The organism is Anaerolineales bacterium, assembly GCA_015075725.1.
Classification (GTDB): Bacteria; Chloroflexota; Anaerolineae; order Anaerolineales; family Villigracilaceae; genus Villigracilis.
Genome location: JABTTV010000001.1, coordinates 2879382 through 2896821, shown reverse-complemented (window position 1 = coordinate 2896821; position 17440 = coordinate 2879382). Strand labels below are relative to the sequence as shown.

17 protein-coding genes are annotated in these 17440 nt (G+C 52.7%); 8 read left to right on the top strand and 9 right to left on the bottom strand.

Features of this window, described 5'->3' with window-relative positions; genetic code table 11:
- The 4 genes from HS100_13900 to HS100_13885 all read right to left on the bottom strand — a co-directional run bounded on the left by HS100_13900 (position 1) and on the right by HS100_13885 (position 3247).
- Positions 1-927 (bottom strand): RluA family pseudouridine synthase, encoded by a 927-nt coding sequence (locus HS100_13900; protein ID MBE7435005.1) that lies wholly within the window; start codon positions 925-927, stop codon positions 1-3.
- Positions 924-1472 (bottom strand): signal peptidase II, encoded by a 549-nt coding sequence (gene lspA / locus HS100_13895; GenBank protein ID MBE7435004.1) that lies wholly within the window; start codon positions 1470-1472, stop codon positions 924-926. Before lspA (HS100_13895) ends, HS100_13900 begins: the two co-directional genes overlap by 4 nt.
- Positions 1473-1477: 5 nt before the next feature.
- Positions 1478-1975, bottom strand: coding sequence for a signal peptidase II (gene lspA / locus HS100_13890; protein ID MBE7435003.1), 498 nt, complete (start codon positions 1973-1975; stop codon positions 1478-1480).
- Positions 1976-2059: 84 nt separating this feature from the next.
- Entirely contained in the window at positions 2060-3247 is a 1188-nt protein-coding gene (locus tag HS100_13885; GenBank protein MBE7435002.1) for an alanine racemase, read from the bottom strand.
- Between the two features lie 75 nt (positions 3248-3322).
- On the opposite strand from HS100_13885, the gene HS100_13880 reads away from it, so the two are divergent.
- Entirely contained in the window at positions 3323-4105 is a 783-nt protein-coding gene (locus tag HS100_13880) for a hypothetical protein (protein ID MBE7435001.1), read from the top strand.
- 59 nt (positions 4106-4164) lie between these two features.
- Here the strand turns inward: HS100_13880 and HS100_13875 are convergent, their stop codons facing one another.
- The 5 genes from HS100_13875 to HS100_13855 all read right to left on the bottom strand — a co-directional run bounded on the left by HS100_13875 (position 4165) and on the right by HS100_13855 (position 8652).
- Positions 4165-4575, bottom strand: coding sequence for a DUF1761 domain-containing protein (locus HS100_13875; GenBank protein MBE7435000.1), 411 nt, complete (start codon positions 4573-4575; stop codon positions 4165-4167).
- A 311-nt stretch (positions 4576-4886) separates the two neighbouring features.
- Positions 4887-6299, bottom strand: coding sequence for a pyridoxal-phosphate dependent enzyme (locus HS100_13870; GenBank protein MBE7434999.1), 1413 nt, complete (start codon positions 6297-6299; stop codon positions 4887-4889).
- Between the two features lie 48 nt (positions 6300-6347).
- Positions 6348-7316, bottom strand: coding sequence for an aldo/keto reductase (locus HS100_13865; protein ID MBE7434998.1), 969 nt, complete (start codon positions 7314-7316; stop codon positions 6348-6350).
- Positions 7317-7427: 111 nt separating this feature from the next.
- Positions 7428-7838, bottom strand: coding sequence for a hypothetical protein (locus HS100_13860; GenBank protein ID MBE7434997.1), 411 nt, complete (start codon positions 7836-7838; stop codon positions 7428-7430).
- Between the two features lie 94 nt (positions 7839-7932).
- On the bottom strand, positions 7933-8652 hold the full coding sequence (locus tag HS100_13855) for an alanyl-tRNA editing protein (GenBank protein MBE7434996.1): 720 nt from the start codon (positions 8650-8652) through the stop codon (positions 7933-7935).
- Positions 8653-8842: 190 nt separating this feature from the next.
- Here HS100_13855 and HS100_13850 point away from each other — a divergent pair, with 190 nt between their 5' ends.
- The 7 genes from HS100_13850 (at position 8843) to HS100_13820 (ending at position 17429) form a co-directional block, all read left to right on the top strand.
- Positions 8843-9766 carry an ATP-binding cassette domain-containing protein gene (locus HS100_13850; GenBank protein ID MBE7434995.1) on the top strand — a complete coding sequence of 308 codons (924 nt, stop codon included), beginning with the start codon at positions 8843-8845 and terminating at the stop codon, positions 9764-9766.
- Positions 9767-9770: 4 nt separating this feature from the next.
- Positions 9771-10514, top strand: a complete 744-nt coding sequence (locus HS100_13845) for an ABC transporter permease subunit (protein ID MBE7434994.1) — start codon at positions 9771-9773, stop codon at positions 10512-10514.
- Positions 10514-12127, top strand: coding sequence for a GldG family protein (locus HS100_13840; protein ID MBE7434993.1), 1614 nt, complete (start codon positions 10514-10516; stop codon positions 12125-12127). Before HS100_13845 ends, HS100_13840 begins: the two co-directional genes overlap by 1 nt.
- Before the next feature lie 3 nt (positions 12128-12130).
- Entirely contained in the window at positions 12131-12850 is a 720-nt protein-coding gene (locus HS100_13835) for a DUF4340 domain-containing protein (GenBank protein ID MBE7434992.1), read from the top strand.
- 248 nt (positions 12851-13098) lie between these two features.
- Complete coding sequence (locus HS100_13830) at positions 13099-14295, top strand: sigma-70 family RNA polymerase sigma factor (GenBank protein ID MBE7434991.1); 1197 nt, start codon at positions 13099-13101, stop codon at positions 14293-14295.
- 63 nt (positions 14296-14358) lie between these two features.
- Positions 14359-15939, top strand: coding sequence for a sulfatase-like hydrolase/transferase (locus HS100_13825; GenBank protein MBE7434990.1), 1581 nt, complete (start codon positions 14359-14361; stop codon positions 15937-15939).
- A gap of 71 nt (positions 15940-16010) precedes the next feature.
- A complete protein-coding gene (locus tag HS100_13820) occupies positions 16011-17429 on the top strand; it encodes a hypothetical protein (GenBank protein ID MBE7434989.1) in 1419 nt (472 codons plus the stop codon).
- Positions 17430-17440: the final 11 nt, after the last annotated feature.

The following is a 17440-nucleotide window of genomic DNA, read 5'->3' as shown; positions in this document are numbered from 1 at the left end:
TCATTCATATCTCTTAACCTCTTCCAGAACTTTATTTAATTCAGCGGGTAAATCCGCCTCGAAAACCCTTGGTCGATCTTCACCGGGGAGAACGATCTTCAGGCGAAATGCGTGCAAAAAATGACGCGCGATCTCTGCCGATGGAGACCGACGACCATAAATAGAATCTCCCACAATTGGGCATCCTAAAAATTTGCAATGCAGGCGGATCTGGTGCGTCCTTCCAGTCAACGGATGAAATTCCAGGAGGGTATGTCTCTTGAACGACTCCAGAGTCTTATATTCACTAATCGCTTCGCGACCTTTTCCCGGTTGGACGATCGCCATTTTTTTTCGGTGGCTTGGATCGCGGCCGATCGGCGCTTCCACCCGGCCAGACGGCGTGGGCGGATGCCCATCCACCAATGCGAGATAGGTCTTTTCCACTTTTCGAAGCCGGAATTGTTCCTGAAGCCAGTTGTGAGCACGCTCGTTCTTCGCAAGCACGATCAGACCGGAAGTATCCTTGTCGAGCCGATGCACCAAACCTGGACGTTCTTCGCCCCCGATCCCTTCCATATCCGGATCATAGCCCAACACAGCATTGACCAATGTGCCGGAGTCGTGCCCCGCCGCGGGGTGAACCACCATGCCCGCCGGTTTATTCACCACGATCAAGTCATCGTTCTCGAAAATAATATCGAGCGGAATATCTTCGGGAATCAATCCGCTCGGCATGGGTGGCGGGATGCGCACTTCGATATCGTCGCCGTCTTCAATGACCTGCCCGGCTTTCTTTGCCGCCGCGCCGTTGACGGTGACAAACCCGTCTGCGATCAAGCCTTGAATCCGCGCCCGTGAAAATTCCGGCAGTTGGGAAACCAGAAATTTATCCAGCCGGTCAGGAATTTCTCCGCTATATCGGAAAGTCTCCACCCGATCATTCATGGATGATCATCCGGTTTTGATTCTTCACCTGAATTCGGGGTCTTTCGCTCACTCATCCAAACCAAAATCACCAGCATCGCAACACTGACGTTGATGCTGGCATCCGCGATATTGAAAATGTAGAAAGTGCCGACAGAAATGAAATCCGTGACCGCGCCAAAGAGGACACGGTCGATCAGGTTGCCGACCGCGCCGCCGAGATACAATCCCGCCGCCACCCACATCCACTTGCTGTCATGCTCCATTTTGGTTACGTAAATCAAAATTCCGCATACGATCAGGAGTGAAACAATGATGAATATCAGGTTGCCGTCCTGGAACATGCCGAACGATGCGCCGCGGTTCTGAATATGCAGAAACCGCACGTAAGGCGAAAGCCATTCCAGCCATTCGGGAAGCCAGGATACACCAAGAGGGATATCGCGCCTCACCAGCCACTTCGTCCATTGATCGACGGCGATGATGGCAAATGCCGCGGTGAAAAATATAAAAAAACGCCTGCGGCGTCCCTGTATACCATCGTTGATCAGAATCTCGTCAGCCACTGAAATCACCCTTCCTTTGCCGGGTCGACCACCGCCATTGCCGCCTTCGATTTCTCCTCCCTTTCCTTAAGCCACACACCGAGCAGAAGGATCGCCACTCCCACAGAGATCGAAGCGTCTGCGATGTTGAAAACTGGAAATGCGCCGATGGAGATGAAATCGGTCACCTTGCCCATCATCAGCCGGTCGATCAAATTACCCATGGCGCCGCCCAACTGCAAACCCATCGCCAGCCTCAACGTCCAGTCGTTTTCCTCCATGCGCGGGTAATAATAAACGATCGCGCCGATCACAATAAACGCAAGGATCGTAAACACCAGATTGCCGTTCTGGAACATGCCGAAGGCCGCCCCGCTGTTATACCAATGCACAATCCGAGCATAAGGATACAACCAGGCGATCCATTCCGGGAGCCATTGCCCGCCAAAAGCTATGTTTTCGCGAACCCACCATTTCGTCCACTGATCGAGAGCGACCGAAACGCCCGCCACACCGAACAGGATATAAAAATCTTTCACTCTTGAATTCAACACTCACCTCAAAACTCAATTATGCCATACCGCTTTGAACAAATCCATATGTTTGTTCTACATTACGAACACTCTCGGCACGCGTGCGCTGATATTTGTCATCACTTCGTACTCGTTCGTGCCCGCCCAGTCCGCCAGTTCCTCGGGGGTGATCCCGTCCCCAAGAAGAGTTACACGATCCCCGACATTGACATTATCTTCCCCCGCATCTGCCATAAACTGATCCATGCAAATGCGCCCCACTTGCGGGTAAGATTTCCCATTGATAACAACTCGTCCCTGATTCGTCATACGACGGAAGTAACCATCTGCATAGCCACAGGGAATGGTAACCACGCGCCTCGGACTCCCTTCCACCTTCCACAACGACCCGTAACTGACTGAACGGCCAGGCTGTGTCACTTTGCTATATACCACCTTCGACCTCCATGTCATTGCCGGTTCCACGTCGAGAGTTTTGGGAATATCCCGTCCAGGATAGACTCCATAGAACAACACACCGGGCCGGACCAAATCCAAATGCCCATCGGGCAAATTCAATATCCCGCCGGAGTTACAAACGTGCCGAAGGGGAGGAACTGGCAGACTGTGTTTTTGGTAGAGATACAAGACTTCCTGAAAGCGTTCAAATTGAAGGGAAGATTCTACAAAGCCATTTTTGCTATCTGGAGGCTGGTTCGACACACCCTTTCGACTGCGCTGCGCACCGCCCGGGACCTCACCTCCCAATGACATGATTTCAGAGTTTGCCAAATGAGTGTATATCCCTTCAACATTCAGGCGGCTACACGCAGATGATCTCAATATAAATTCTTCCGCTTCGTATTCGCGGACGCCGACCCTTTCCATGCCGGTATCGATTTTGAGGTGGACGGCAAGCCGCTTTCGGGTGGCTTCGGCCAGATGGTCAGCAGCCAGCAACAGGTCAAGGGAAGAAGCGGTGAGAGTTAAATCATATTCAAAGAAAAGCGGCAACTGCTCGATCAACGTCCCGCCTGCCACCAAAATTGGTTTTTTGATTCCCAGACTGCGAAGCTGCATCCCCTCCTCCACCAGCGCGACTCCGAGCATGTCGACGAATGGTTCGATGAAAGGCGCGACTCCATCCACGCCGTGACCGTAGGCGTTGGCTTTAACCATCGGCATCACTTTTGCAGATCCGACGCGGAGGCGAATGGCTTCGACATTCTTTCGTAACTGGTTTAAATTTATCTCAAGGAATGTCGGACGCATCATCTTTGACATTGCAGAATTTTATCAGACCGGGAACTTTTTCGAAGAATTAACGTCTTTACCTCTGAAAAATTTTGGAGGTACCCAATGAAGATACTATTCCCATTTCTGTCGTTTGTCGCGCTGGTGGTTCTTGCTGCCTGTTCCGGAATCGCGCAAGAGCCGCGTTCTTCGGAAGGCAGCGATAAGGTCTATCCCGTCAACCGCGCAACATTGATTCAAATCCTGGAATCGGAGGACGCAACGGTCGCGGAAGGCGATCCGATCCAACAGTCATTCTTCTCCGTGCCCGGCAGGATCCTTTTGGTCAACGGCGAGGCGATTCAAACCTTCGAGTACGAAAGCGAAGCCGCGATGTTGAAGGATTCGGAACATGTGTACGCCGATGGATCCGTCGACAATGCGGATATCAACTGGTTGAATGAACGACATTTCTTCCGCCTCGCAAACTTGATCGTTCTGTACGACGGCAGCGACGAAGCCATGCTCACGCTGTTGAGAAATGCCTTCGGCTCTGAGTTTGCTGGTGATTTCACCCGATTGAGCCTGATCGGCGTCCTGGTGAACAAAGGCGCGGATGTGGTCGAAGGCGATTCGATCGAACAACCTTTTATTCCTGTAAAGGGACAGATTCTCAGGGTCAACGGCGCTGAGGTGGAAATCTTCGAATTCAAATCGAACTCAGAAATGGAAATGACTGCTGAAACCATCAGCGAAGACGGAAGCATGGCTGGCACAATGATGATCACCTTCGCGGATGATCCGCACTTCTTCAAAGCAGGCAGGCTGCTGGCGCTCTACATCGGTAGCGACGAGGAAATCGTCAGCCTCCTCGAAGACGCGGTCATGCCGCAGTTTGCAGGAAGATAAATAATAAAAAGATGCGGCTTTTGCAAGCCGCATCTTTTTTGCATCGATGCCCGCACTTATCAATGCCATGCCCCCATGATCGCGCCGAAGAGCAAAAACGTGATGAGGTGATTTCCCATCTCGATCGCCCAGGCTTTTAACTGTCCGGCAAACAGTTTATTCGTCAGGCTGGATGGCGCAACGAATCCAAGCCAGAGCATAAAACCGGATAACATGCCGCTGCTCCAGGAGTCACTGCCCATCACATCGGTCATGAACCACATGGCGACGGCTTGAACGAAGGATGCAAGGACGGTCAATCCCCAAGTCATGCTCATGTTTTCCATACCGGGTTGCCCAGCCTCAGCTTTGCCGATTGCCTTCCACCAGGCCGGGAAGAACGTTTTTTGATTGAACCAAACGCTCCCGACGATCATGCTTACGATCACGCACAGCAGGACTGCCCACCAATTGACGTTGCTGAAATCCATTTTATTCTCCTTTGGTTTATGAATAAATTGATTACGACAAGACATATTATAATAGAAAATTTGTTCTTTTTAAATTAAGGAATTATTTCACAACAATATGATCCCGCGCGATTTGGGAATTCGTATAAAAAACATAATTAACCCCAAATTTAATCGAGACGCTGACAAGTAGGATGGACGCGGAAAAGGAATAAAAAAACCGCGTTTTCAGCGTTAATCCGCTTCCAGTTTGTCCTCAAAAACGAACTCACCCACGAAACCTTAATTTCCCGGGTGAGTCATGTTTCAATTCACTACTTACTGCTGGTCTGCTAAATCTTCCCCGCCACATAATCCAAAACGTCGATCTTGGTCAGGATGCCGGTCGGTTTGCTGTTCTCGACCACAATCAGCGCATACCCGGCGGTGAGCGACGGCATCGCCTCCTCGAGCGGAGTCTCCGGCGGGAAGACCGCCCCTGCATTTTGAACAAGCGAGTCGATGGTTTCATCATGATTGTGTTCGTGCTTCTCGAGCATGTGATTGAGCAGGTCCACCTCTTCGATGAGACCCACCAGGGATCCATCCGCGCCGACAACCGGCATTTGCGATACCGCATTTTGGTGCATGACCGATACAATTTTTCGGATCGAGTCGCCCAGTGTCGCCGTGAACAAAGCTTTGTTCGGCTTGGCGATCAAAAGGTCGCCCAGAGCCGTCTCGCCGAATTCCATCGAGAGGAATCCGAATTCGCGCATCCATTTGTCGTCGTAGAACTTGGAAAGATAGCGTGATCCGGAGTCCGGCAGAATGACGACTGGCAGGCGGTCGGGAGTCAATTTGCGGCAATATTTGATCGCGCCCGCTATCGCAGAGCCGGATGAACCGCCTGCAAAAATCCCTTCCTGCCGCACAAGCGCTCGCGCCCAAAGAAATGATTCCCGGTCGCCCGCGCGTTCGATGGCATCCACATAATTGATATCCATCGTGGAAGGCAAAAAGTCCTCGCCAATACCTTCCACTTTGTAGGTCTTGGGGTACGCGCCGGGTGGTATCTTGCCCCTGTTCTGCCAAATCTCGGTCAAGATCGAGCCTTCGATATCAATGCCCACGATGGTGATGTTCGGATTCATGGATTTAAGATAACGTCCCACGCCGGTGATCGTCCCACCGGTGCCGATGCCGATGATGACGTCGGTCACTTTACCGTCGGTCTGCTCCCAGATTTCGGGTCCCGTGCTGAGCACGTGCGTCTGCGGATTATCCGGGTTGTGATATTGGTTCGCCAAAATTGCGTTGGGTGTTTCGCGCGCAAATTTTTTGGCGACTTCATAATACGAGCGCGGATCGTCCGGTCCGACCGCGGTGGGCGTGATGACCACTTTCGCTCCGTAGGCTCTCAGCAACAAAATCTTTTCGTTACTCATCTTATCCGGCATGACGAAGATGGTCTTGTAGCCTTTCAACGCTGCTGCAATGGCGAGGCCGACGCCCGTGTTGCCGGACGTGGCTTCGACGATTGTCCCGCCGGGTTTGATCTCGCCGCGCTTCTCCGCCTGCTCGATGATGTTCACGCCAACCCTGTCCTTGACCGAGCCGCCCGGATTCATGAATTCCAATTTTGCATAAAGGGGAACGGGCAAATCTTTACCGATGCGTTCCAGTTTAACAAGCGGCGTGTTCCCCACCGCGCCGAGGATGTTGCCAAATACTCGTTTTTCCTTGGATTCAGGTAAATCTGCCATTCTCTCTCCTTGGTTTGGTCGGGGTATTTTAACCGGACTCGCAGTTTATTACCCGACTCTCCATTCGGTCAATTTGTTCAGGCTGTCCCTTTCCTCTTCAGTCAAATGGAACTCCAACGCGCCGAGGTTTTCATTCAATTGCGCAATGGAGGTCGCGCCAATGATGGGGCTTGTGATGATCGGGTCGGCGAGCATCCATGCTATGGCAATCTGGGATATGGTCGCCTTATGCACAAGCGCGATTCGATCCATTTCATGAATCAGGGTGAAATTCTTCTCTGTCATGGATTTTTTCCTGCCCTCGGCACGCCGGCTTTCAGGCAGCGGCTCGTCGCGGCGGTATTTCCCGGTCAGGAAACCGCCCGCCAGTGGACTGTAAGGAATCACGCCGATGTTGTAAGTCTTGCAGACAGACCGCAATTCACGCTCGAATTCGTCCCGGTGAATCAGGTTATAGTGCGGTTGGATGGAGTCGTAACGAGCAAGATTATATTTATCCGAAACCCAGAGCGCCTGCATCAATTCCCAGGCATCGTAATTCGAGGCGCCGACATATCTCACCTTGCCCTGTCGCACCAGATCGTCGAAGGCTCGCATGGTCTCCTCGATGGGGGTGTCTTCATCCGACCAGTGCGATTGGTATAGGTCGACATAGTCCGTTTGTAGGCGTTTTAACGAGCCTTCTATCGCATTCATGATGTGGACCCTGCTCAAGCCTTTGTCGTTCGGTCCCCGCCCCATCTCCCCCCGAACCTTGGTTGCGATCACAACCTGGTCGCGCCTGACCTTGTTTTCCTTCAGCCAGTTACCGATGTAGGTCTCGGCGATCCCGCCGGGGTTGCCGTCCACCCATTTGGAATAGATATCGGCTGTGTCGAAGAAATTGATCCCCGATTCAAAAGAGGCAGTCAATATTAGATGAGACTCCGCCTCTCCCACCGACCAGCCGAATTGCATCGTCCCCATGCACAATTCAGATACATTCAAACCGGTATTTCCAAGTCTCTTGTACTTCATACCTGCCTCCACCCATAATTATATTCCCGGTTTCCGAAAGAATGCCCATTCAGGCAGGCAGAAATAAAAAGCGGCTGTCGTCTCGGACAGCCGCCTGCAAATTCGAACGACCTATTGAACGGTAAAATTAACCGTGCTGTTCAAAGCCCCGTTGAAATACACTTCCACTTTATAGGTTCCGGTGGGCCAGCCATCGGAGGGCGCTTCGAAGTAAAAGTACACAAAGCCGATGGGTTCTGCGCCGATATCAATGGTGGATTCGTCGATGAAGAAATTTGGATCCACACCCGGGACGTTCTCAGCATACCAGCGGGAAGTGACTTGATTTCCTTCCACGGCATTCGCAAGGTCGCCAACCACATAGATGGTATCGAACGCGCCGAAAGTGGAGGTCACCTGCGCCCCGTCTTCATCCTTCGCGGTGCGGACGTTCGAAAGGGTAGGTTCACCCACCGCGCATGCCAACTGGGCAGCGATCAAAACAAATGCGGCAAGCAGGATCGATAATTTTTTCGCGTTCATTTTACATTCTCCTTTTATCTCTGAGGGCGGTCGCCACCGCCGGTTTTTATTGTGATTATACAGTACAGCCGGTGAACCGCCTCACCAAAATGGGCTATTGCACTTCGATGTAAATCCGCTTGTTGATCGCGCCCTTGCTTTTGTATTCCACCACCTTTATTGTTCCCACTTCGGAAGTATTCGCCACATGCGTCCCGCCGTCGGCTTGCAGGTCGAGCCCGACGATCTCAACCGTGCGGACTTGCATGATTCCCTCCGGAAGGAGATTGATCTTGGTACGGATGAGATCGGGGATTTGAAACGCTTCCTCCCTAGGGAGGATTCTGACTCTGATCTCGCGGTTTTTCTTTACCTCGGAATTGACCGCCGCTTCGATCTCGCGGACGAGTTCTCCGCGCATCGACTCGAACTCAAAGTCCATGCGCCCCTTGAGCGGATCCATGTCGCCGCCAGTGACTTTGGCGCCGTAATTACGGAACACCGTCCCGCACAGAATGTGCAATGCCGTGTGTGTGCGCATCAGCTGGTATCGCCGCACCCAGTCCAGGGTCCCGGTGGAGGCGGACCCGGGCGGGGGTAATGGCTCGGTCCCACCGAGAAAATGCAGGACGTCTTCCCCCTGTTTCTTTACTCTCTCCACCGGGTATTTCACGCCGTCCGATTCGAGGGTTCCAAAATCGCAGGGCTGCCCCCCGCCGCCTGGGTAGAATGCAGAGCGGTCGAGGATGACGGCGCGGGTTTCGGGTTCAACGGATGTAACGACGGCTGAAAAATCTTTTAGATAGGCATTGGTCTGGTAAAGGAGTTCTGTCATATCCAAATTATAGCCGAACGGCTTTGAAAATTAGGATTGGATTAGAGGTTTTATACCTGCTTGACTTCGGTCTTTCATATATTGTATAGTAATCTGCGGTAAATAAAAAAAGGCACCGCCCAAAATTGTGGCTGTGTCTTTTATTTGCGAATTATCCCAAGTGAGAAAAAAAACAATCTGAGGAGCAGCAATGATCAAGGTTAGCGGTCTTACTAAAGATTACGGATCGCGCCGCGCCATCAACAACCTCAATTTCGATTGCCAGCAGGGCGAAATTGTGGGCTTTCTGGGTCCGAACGGCGCGGGCAAAACAACCACAATGCGAATCCTGACCGGGTACATGCCGCCAAGCGACGGCGAGGCGATCGTAGCCGGTTACGATGTGGTGGAAGAATCGCTGGAGGTACGCAAACGGGTGGGATACCTACCCGAGACCGTGCCGCTTTACCACGACATGATCGTCTTCGATTACCTGAAGTATATGGGCGAACTGCGCCACGTCCCGGACGTGGACGACCGCGTGGAAGAGGCGCTGGATATGGTTGGTTTGATCAACCGGTCGAATGGATATGTAGGTAACCTCTCCAAAGGTATGAAACAGCGCGTTGGGCTGGCTCAGGCGCTTCTGCACCGGCCTGAGGTTTTGATCCTCGACGAGCCGACCATCGGTCTCGATCCGGGCCAGGTGGTGGAAGTGCGCGAATTGATCCGCGAGATCGGCAGGGAACGGACCGTATTGCTCTCCACCCACCTGCTGAACGAAGCGCAAAACCTCTGCGATCGCGTGCTTATCATCAATAAAGGCAAGATCGTCGCTGAAGATACCACCGAGAACCTGCAAGCCCGCCTGCTCGGCGCGGAAAGGGTCGTCGTGCGCGTGCGCGGCGAAGCGGACGAACTTGCCTCCTCCATCAAGAGCGTCAAGGGCGTGCGGAAGGTGGAAACGCTCGATGACGGCGGCGTGGAATTCGAATTCGCCTCCGGCAAGGATCTGCGCCCGGAAGTCGCCCGCCAGGTCATCAAAGACGGGTACGACCTGCTTGAGCTCCGTCCGCTTGGCATGAGTTTGGAGGAGATCTTCCTCGAGCTCACCAACAACGAAGGGAAGAAATAATCCCATGAAAAACATCTGGACCATCGCAAAACGCGAATATGATAATTATTTCAACGGACCGCTTGCCTACGTTGTAATGCTGGCGATCCTCCTGCCCATGGGCATTTACTTCAGCCTGATATTGTTCTACACCAGCCAGCAGGCATTCTTCGGGGGCGGCGGCGCGCCGGATATTCAACCCATCAACGGCCTGTTCGTCTTCCTGATGGTATTCCTCGCGCCTGCATTGACCATGCGCCTGCTGTCCGACGAAGCCCGGATGGGGACGCTCGAACTCCTGCTCACGTCTCCAGTGCGCGACTCAGAACTTGTCATTGGCAAATGGCTTGGAGCCATGCTTTTCGTGCTGACCCTTCTGGGAATCACATTGGTTTACCCCATCGTGTTGAATAACTTTGTCGATCCCGGTATCGACTGGCTGGTCGTGCTTTCCTCCTATATCGGTTTGACCCTGATCTGCGGTACGATGCTCGCCCTCGGCGTGGGGATCTCCGCCATCTTTACGAACCAGTTCGCCGCTTTCTTCGTCACATTGGGTTTGTTGTTCTTCCTCTACTTCATGATCGGACTTCCCGCAGGCCTGCTCCCGCAGAGCGGCGAAGTCTTCAACTATCTCAGTATTCAAAATCCCTTCGACCAGATGAACGCCGGAACGATGACGCTTGGCGGAATTGTGTATTACCTCAGCCTGATCTCGCTTGGCTTGTTCATCGGCACCACGGCAATCGAAATTCGGAGATGGCGCTAATGGCTGGCAAAAAGAAGAATCAAAACGCAAGATACGCGGTGATCGGGTTGATCGTTGCCCTCATCGCATGTATATCCACAGGGTTGATCGGCTTTGCAAACCTGCTCGGCTCGATCGGCATGTTTCCCCTGCCGGATAATATTCAGGAAGGTGTGAACCTCGCCCTGCAGATCAGCATCGGGTTGCTCGTCATTTCACTGGCGGTATCCGCCATCCTCAATCCTGATGCGGTGCGGCGCTTCCTCACCGGACGCCAGGCGAGATACGGCTCAAACTCGCTGATCCTCACCCTGGCATTCGTCGGCATCCTGATCGCCCTTAACTACATCGTCTTCAATAATACCGACCTGCTCGGTTCTCCCTACGACCTTACCGAGGATAAATCCAACACCTTATCAAAGGAGACTTTGCAGATCCTCGCCGAGTTGAAAGACCCTGTTAAAGCAACGGCTTTCTATTCGACGAACTCGAACATCTCAGGCGCTGAAGAACTCCTGAATAAATTCAAGAACAACAGCGACGGCAAATTCACATACAGCTTTATCAATCCGGACCTCGATCCGGTCGCCGCCAGATTGGCAGGCGTGACAGGCGACGGGAAGATTTTGCTGGAGATGGGTGAGACGAAGGAGATCGCCAACTTCTCCACCGAAACCGAAATCGCCCGGGCTCTTCTGCGGCTTATCAGCCCTGGCGCGCGTGCGGTTTATTTCCTGCAGGGGCACGGCGAAATCTCATTCGAATCCGGCGAGATCACATACGGCATCGTCAAAAGCACGCTGGAAGCCAAGAACTACACTGTAAACACACTCAATCTGCTCACCACGCGCGAGATTCCCGAAGACGCGCTTTCCATCATCATTGCCGGACCGCAAAAGCCTGTCAGCGAAGATGAAGTGGAGTTACTTAAAGCGTTTGTGGATAACGGCGGATCATTGATCGTGCTCGAAGACCCGATCTTCTTCACGGAATTCGGTGATGCGCCCGATCCACTGGCGGAATATCTTGCCGAGGATTGGGGAATCATCCTCAATAAAGACGTCATCATCGACGGGTCGAATCCCGACAACCCCTATGCAGCTGTCTCGTTGAGATACAACGATCATCCAATCACACAGGGATTATCCGAGAACCTGATCGTCATCATGCCGCAGGCGCGCAGTCTCACTATATCGGGTGAAAAGGAGAATGTCACGCAGACTGGTTTGATCAGCACTGCGGAAAACTCCTGGGCAAGACCGAACGAGAATGTGAACGATAATCCCAACTTCAACTCCGAGACCGATACGCCCGGTCCGCTATACATGGCTGTTGCCGGAGAAAATTCCGCAACAACCGGGCGCGTGGTCGTCGTGGGTAATTCGCTTTTCGCGATCGATGGGAATTTCGATGTGTACGGCAACGGAAACTTCTTCGTCAACTCTGTGGATTGGGCCGCCGAACAGGAAGATCTGCTCAACCTATCCACGCGCCCAAGCACAGCGAGAGTATTCACACCGCCCACAGAAACCTGGCGTTTTCTTCTCCTGGTTCTCGTGATGGTGATCGTCATTCCGGGGATGGTGGTCTTCTTTGGCATTTCCACCTGGCTTTCACGCCGCAGGCGAGGTTAGAACATGGCGACGAAAAAGAAAAAAACAACCCGGGCGGTAAAACCGCCAAGGGCACCGCGCGTCCAGGTGGAATTGCGGCAGGGCAAACCCGTTTTTCGGGCTGGAACCTGGATCGCTGTCGTTGTCTTTGCGCTTGTCATCGGCGCGGCGATATTCATCAATCGTCAGGCGGAGGAGGAGGCGAACGCGACCGAAACCCCAGCCGCGGAAGAGTCGTTTGTCTATGACGAAGAGCGAGTCGTCTCTGCCATCGAGGTCACAGACGCGGAAGGCAATGCCTCCCGCATCGAACGGAACGAGGATAAGGTTTGGGTGTTATCCAAGCCTGAAAAAGCAGAAGCAGACCCGGGCACGGCTGAGGCGGCAGCGACTCAGGTCGGAACGCTGCGCATCATAACTCCAATTGAGAATGCGGATGATCTGTCCATCTTCGGGCTCGATGAACCCGCTTATACCATCGCGGTCGAATTCGAAGACGGCGGCAAAAGTATGCTTGAAGTAGGCGACAAAACCCCGACCGAAAACGGTTTTTACGTGAACGTGGATGGAGAAAAAGTCCTCGTGGTGGCTGTGAGCGGAATCGACACTTTGGAGAATCTTTTAGCATCGCCGCCTTACCTGAACACGCCAACCCCGACCCCGACGTCCACGCCTCTCCCCACCGGGACGCCTGTTCCAACGACCGAAACAATAACCACGCCGGAAGCGACTCCTACTCCGTAAAGCATCGATGTTCATGCGGGGGCTTGCAACCCCCGCAATTTTTTGCAAAAAACGTTCTGCTGATCCCAATTGCGGGGTAGAAATCACCTGGTGGAGACCTGCGGATGAGTAATACAAAATCGTTGCAGGTCATCATTACTCCGTAAGCCTATTGCTTTTCGGTTAAAAAACGTGTATTCTATTTTTGGAAGTTGTTAGACAATTCTTATCGAAAGCTGGAAGAGTGAATGGATGTAGATAAAATACTGATAAGCGAAGACGATGAAGAAGAATATTCGGCGATAGCGCGTTTGATCGAACTGGGGCGGCAGAAATCCTTTGTTACCCTCGACGACATCCTGCATTTCTTCCCGGAAGCGGAGCAGGATGTGGAACAACTGGAGGAGGCGTTTTCAGCGCTGCTCAGCGCGGGAATCCCCTTCGTCGAGGAAAGCATGGCGCCCGAACCCACCGAGGACGAATTAGCCGCGGTGGAAGAAAGCGGCGAAGCCGAGCCCGAGCCCGATCTCGCGCTGGACGATTATCTCGCGAATATCGATACCGACGACACAATCGGCTTGTACCTCAAGGAGGTCAGCCGGGTTCCCCTGCTCACCGCCACAGAGGAAGTGCAGCTTGCCCAACGCATCGAGCGCGGACGCTCCGCCCGCGAGGAATTGGCGCACGGGAGCGTTTCCCCGAAACGGCGCCTTGAACTCCGCCGCTTCATCGAAGACGGTTGGGCGGCCCGCGAACACCTCATCACCGCAAATTCCCGCCTCGTTATCTCCGTAGCCAAAAAATACATGGGACGCGGCGTGCCTTTTCTTGACCTGATCCAGGAAGGGAATATCGGCCTGATCCGCGCCACCAAGAAATTCGATTACCGCCGCGGACATAAATTTTCAACTTACGCAACCTGGTGGATCCGCCAGGCTGTGACCCGCGCCATTGCCGACCAGGGGCGGACGATCCGCGTGCCTGTTCACATGGGCGACCAGATCAATAAACTCCTGCGAGTCCAGCACCAATTGACGCAGCGACTAGGACGCGAACCCAGCGTGGAGGAACTTGCCGATGCGCTCGACGTGCCTCCCAAGAAAGTGGAGAACATGATCCAGGTTGCACGCCGGCCGCTTTCGCTTGAAACTCCCACCGACGACGAAGAGGATTCAGTTCTCGGCGATTTCATCGAAGACGACGAAGCGCCGCCGCCTGACGACACCGCCACCTACAACCTGCTGCGCGAACATCTCGGTGAAGTCCTGAACGGACTGCCGCCGCGCGAAGTGCGCATCCTGCAACTCCGCTACGGTTTGCTCGACGGTCAAGCCTACACCCTCGAAGAAGTGGGACGCAAAATGGGTGTCACCCGCGAGCGCGTCCGGCAGATCGAAGCGCAAGCCTTGAGCCGCCTCCGTCACCCCTCCATCCGCAGGAAATTACGCGATTACCTGGGTGAATAACCGATTTATAATGAACAGCAATGCACCTTCGGGTGTATTGCTGTTTTTATTTTCACCATCTGCATGAAAAAACCCGTCGTTTTCCATCCGTATCTATTTGCGGTCTACGCAGTCTTGGGGGTGTTCACAAGCCAGCCGCAGGAAATTCCCGTAACCTGGTTGATTAGACCTGCTTTTCTGCTGGTTGCTGCGATGTTCTTTGTTTTACTTTTACTGCGACGATATTCCGGTAACGACCAGCAGCGCGCCGGTTGGCTGGTCGCTCTTCTTTTGGGTTGGCTCTTCATGGGTCATTTACGGAATGCGCTATTTGATTTGCTATCGATTACCCCGAATTTTTCTTTTGACATTCTTTTTGCGGTTGGATGGGGTTGCCTACTGATCTTTTTGGGAAGTCCATGGTTGTGGCTGCGGATAAAGAATCCCGGTCTGCTCACAAATTTTCTGAACGTTACTTCATGGGCGCTCATCCTCGTTCCCACCTATTTTGTCCTCGTGTTTACGAAACAGGCATTTGACCAGGCGCGGGTCGTCGACTCGGGAAAACGAATTATCGAACCTGTCAATCTCCTAAAAGAGGCGAGCACAAAGCCGGATATCTATATCATCATCCTTGACGCGTACGGCAGGGATGATTTTCTAATGGAAAGTTTCGGTTACGATAACAGGGAATTTCTCGATTTTCTGGTAAAGCGCGGCTTTTACATCGCGCGGGAGAGCCGAACGAATTACCCGCAAACCCAATTATCGTTATCCTCCCTTTTGAACATTAATTATTTGAATGATTGGGCTGGTGGTTTGAGTTCCACCAACAACCGCGCTCCGCTCAGTGAGGCGATCCGTCATAGCGAGGTCCGCCGCGCCCTGGAAGAGATCGGATATCGAACGGTCAACATTCCCAATTCGACGTTGATCAGCACGATGGACGATAGCGACGTCTATCTTCCGATGAATCCACTGCCTCTCAACCAATTCGACGGACTCCTTCTCTCGACCACGGTTTTGGATATCTTCGCCCAGCAATGGGATATCGGGATTTCCCTTCCCGGCTATTCGAACCACCGCAAGACAATACAGTACCAATTGGAAACATTGAAAACCATCCCCGGCTTGGATACGCCAAAATTTGTTTTTGTCCACATCCTTGCGCCTCATCCACCCTTTGTGTTTGACGAAAAGGGCAATCCTGTACAGGCGGATTTTCCATATACCCTTGGAGATGGAGGCGGTTACCCGGGCTCGCGCAAAGAGTATATCGAAGGATATTCAGGGCAACTGAGATACCTCAACAAAGAATTGATGGAGTTGATCGATATCATTCTCGAAACTTCGCAGGAACCCCCTGTCATCATCCTGCAGGGAGACCACGGACCCGGAAACCAGTTCGATATGCTTTCGCTCGAGGGTGTATCCTGCCTGAAGGAAAGGTTCTCCATTTTCAACGCTTATTACTTCCCGGGCGGGTCATATGATGGTTTGCATCCTTCCATCACGCCGGTAAATTCATTCCGTGTCATTTTCAACACTTTCTTCGAAACTGATCTGCCTTTGCTCGAAGACAGGAGTTATTACGCTTCTTATGGGACACCCTATCAATACGTGGATGTCACGAAGGAAATCGAAGTCTCCTGCCCCATGGAGTAAACTTCCCCACGATGAGTGCTTCATCGCGTAAAAGGATTTTTTTTCTGCCGCGTTTGAGGGAAATCCTCTTCGTGACGATCATTTTCGCCGCGCTGACGTTTGGTCCGCGCATGTTGTCGCTGGATAGCGACCTGGGACGTCATCTAGCGCTTGGGAACTACATTCTCGAAAACGGAAATATCCCAACAAGGGATATTTTCTCCCATACCCTTAATGGAGAGCTCCGCCCGGCGTATGAATGGCTCAGTCAGGTATTTTTTACTTTATCATATTACGCCCTTGGGCTGGACGGGGTGATCTTTTTCTGCGCAACGATCATTGGAGTCGCTTTTGCAGTCGTCTATACCGATGCGGCACGCCGAAGCAAACTGCCGTTGACGACGCTAATTACCGTTATTCTTTCCGTTGCGTCATCGAGTCTCCATTGGCTTCCAAGGCCTCACATATTTACATTCCTTTTACTGGCGGTTTGGCTCGAACGCCTGGATCGCGCGCGGCAGGGGGAAGAAATCCCATTGTGGCAGTTCATGATCTTGATGCTGGCATGGGTCAACCTGCATGGCGGATTTATCTTCGGTGTACTGGCTTGGATCGCTTACTTATCTGGCTGGCTTTGGGAGAGGATTTGGACCCGGGCATTTAAAAACCATTGGAAAATCGTTCTTGTTGGAGCGGCATCCCTGCCGATGACCGTTCTCACACCAAGCGGGTTTGGAAATTGGCAGGCGGTATTGAACAATAACAGCCGGTATATCCTGAGACGTACGCTTGAAACCATGCCAGCTGATTTCACCCAACCTGTGACCTGGCTATTCGGGTTACTGCTTTTGGCGACAATATTTATTTTCCTTGCAAACAGGAAAAAGACGCCTACGGCACATATTTTTTTGGTCTCAGGCTTTGCCATACTTGGCCTGCTGATGGCGCGCAACATTCCCTTGTTTGCGATCGCAGCGGCGCCGATACTATCCGATATTCTTGGAAAAAAAATTGCGCCTGCCTCTCCCCTGATGGCATTGGAATCGAACTTTTCCACTCTGGAAAAATCGCTTCGGACGGGACTTTGGAGCGGAGCTATCTGGGTGGGCATTGCCGCAGCCCTGGCATTCCGCTTCGAGGTCCGGGGGGAGGCGGTTCAATTCAACCCGAACGTGTTCCCGGTCGCCGCATCCGATTGGCTCGAAACACATCCGCAATCCGGGAACATGTTCAACGAATTCAACTGGGGCGGTTACTTGTTGTTCCGCGCTTGGCCTCATCACAAGGTTTTTCTGGATAGCCAGACGGATTTTTATGGCGAGGCGCTTGTGCGCGAATACGAAGCCGCGCTGACTGCCGGAAGCGGCTGGGAGTCTGTTCTGGAAAAATACGATATCGAATGGACGATCATTCCGCCTGATTCGCCCCTGGCGCGCAAACTGCAAACGCTGGGATGGAAGATAGAATATGGAGACGATACCGCTGTCATCCTGAGACGCCCAAATCATTAGGCACTTAACCT

Coding starts and splice junctions, on each gene's coding strand:
- HS100_13900 (MBE7435005.1), bottom strand. CDS start 927: ATGAATGATCGGGTGGAGACTTTCCGATATAGCGGAGAAATTCCTGAC.
- HS100_13885 (MBE7435002.1), bottom strand. CDS start 3,247: ATGTCAAAGATGATGCGTCCGACATTCCTTGAGATAAATTTAAACCAG.
- HS100_13880 (MBE7435001.1), top strand. CDS start 3,323: ATGAAGATACTATTCCCATTTCTGTCGTTTGTCGCGCTGGTGGTTCTT.
- HS100_13875 (MBE7435000.1), bottom strand. CDS start 4,575: ATGGATTTCAGCAACGTCAATTGGTGGGCAGTCCTGCTGTGCGTGATC.
- HS100_13870 (MBE7434999.1), bottom strand. CDS start 6,299: ATGGCAGATTTACCTGAATCCAAGGAAAAACGAGTATTTGGCAACATC.
- HS100_13865 (MBE7434998.1), bottom strand. CDS start 7,316: ATGAAGTACAAGAGACTTGGAAATACCGGTTTGAATGTATCTGAATTG.
- HS100_13860 (MBE7434997.1), bottom strand. CDS start 7,838: ATGAACGCGAAAAAATTATCGATCCTGCTTGCCGCATTTGTTTTGATC.
- HS100_13855 (MBE7434996.1), bottom strand. CDS start 8,652: ATGACAGAACTCCTTTACCAGACCAATGCCTATCTAAAAGATTTTTCA.
- HS100_13850 (MBE7434995.1), top strand. CDS start 8,843: ATGATCAAGGTTAGCGGTCTTACTAAAGATTACGGATCGCGCCGCGCC.
- HS100_13845 (MBE7434994.1), top strand. CDS start 9,771: ATGAAAAACATCTGGACCATCGCAAAACGCGAATATGATAATTATTTC.
- HS100_13840 (MBE7434993.1), top strand. CDS start 10,514: ATGGCTGGCAAAAAGAAGAATCAAAACGCAAGATACGCGGTGATCGGG.
- HS100_13835 (MBE7434992.1), top strand. CDS start 12,131: ATGGCGACGAAAAAGAAAAAAACAACCCGGGCGGTAAAACCGCCAAGG.
- HS100_13825 (MBE7434990.1), top strand. CDS start 14,359: ATGAAAAAACCCGTCGTTTTCCATCCGTATCTATTTGCGGTCTACGCA.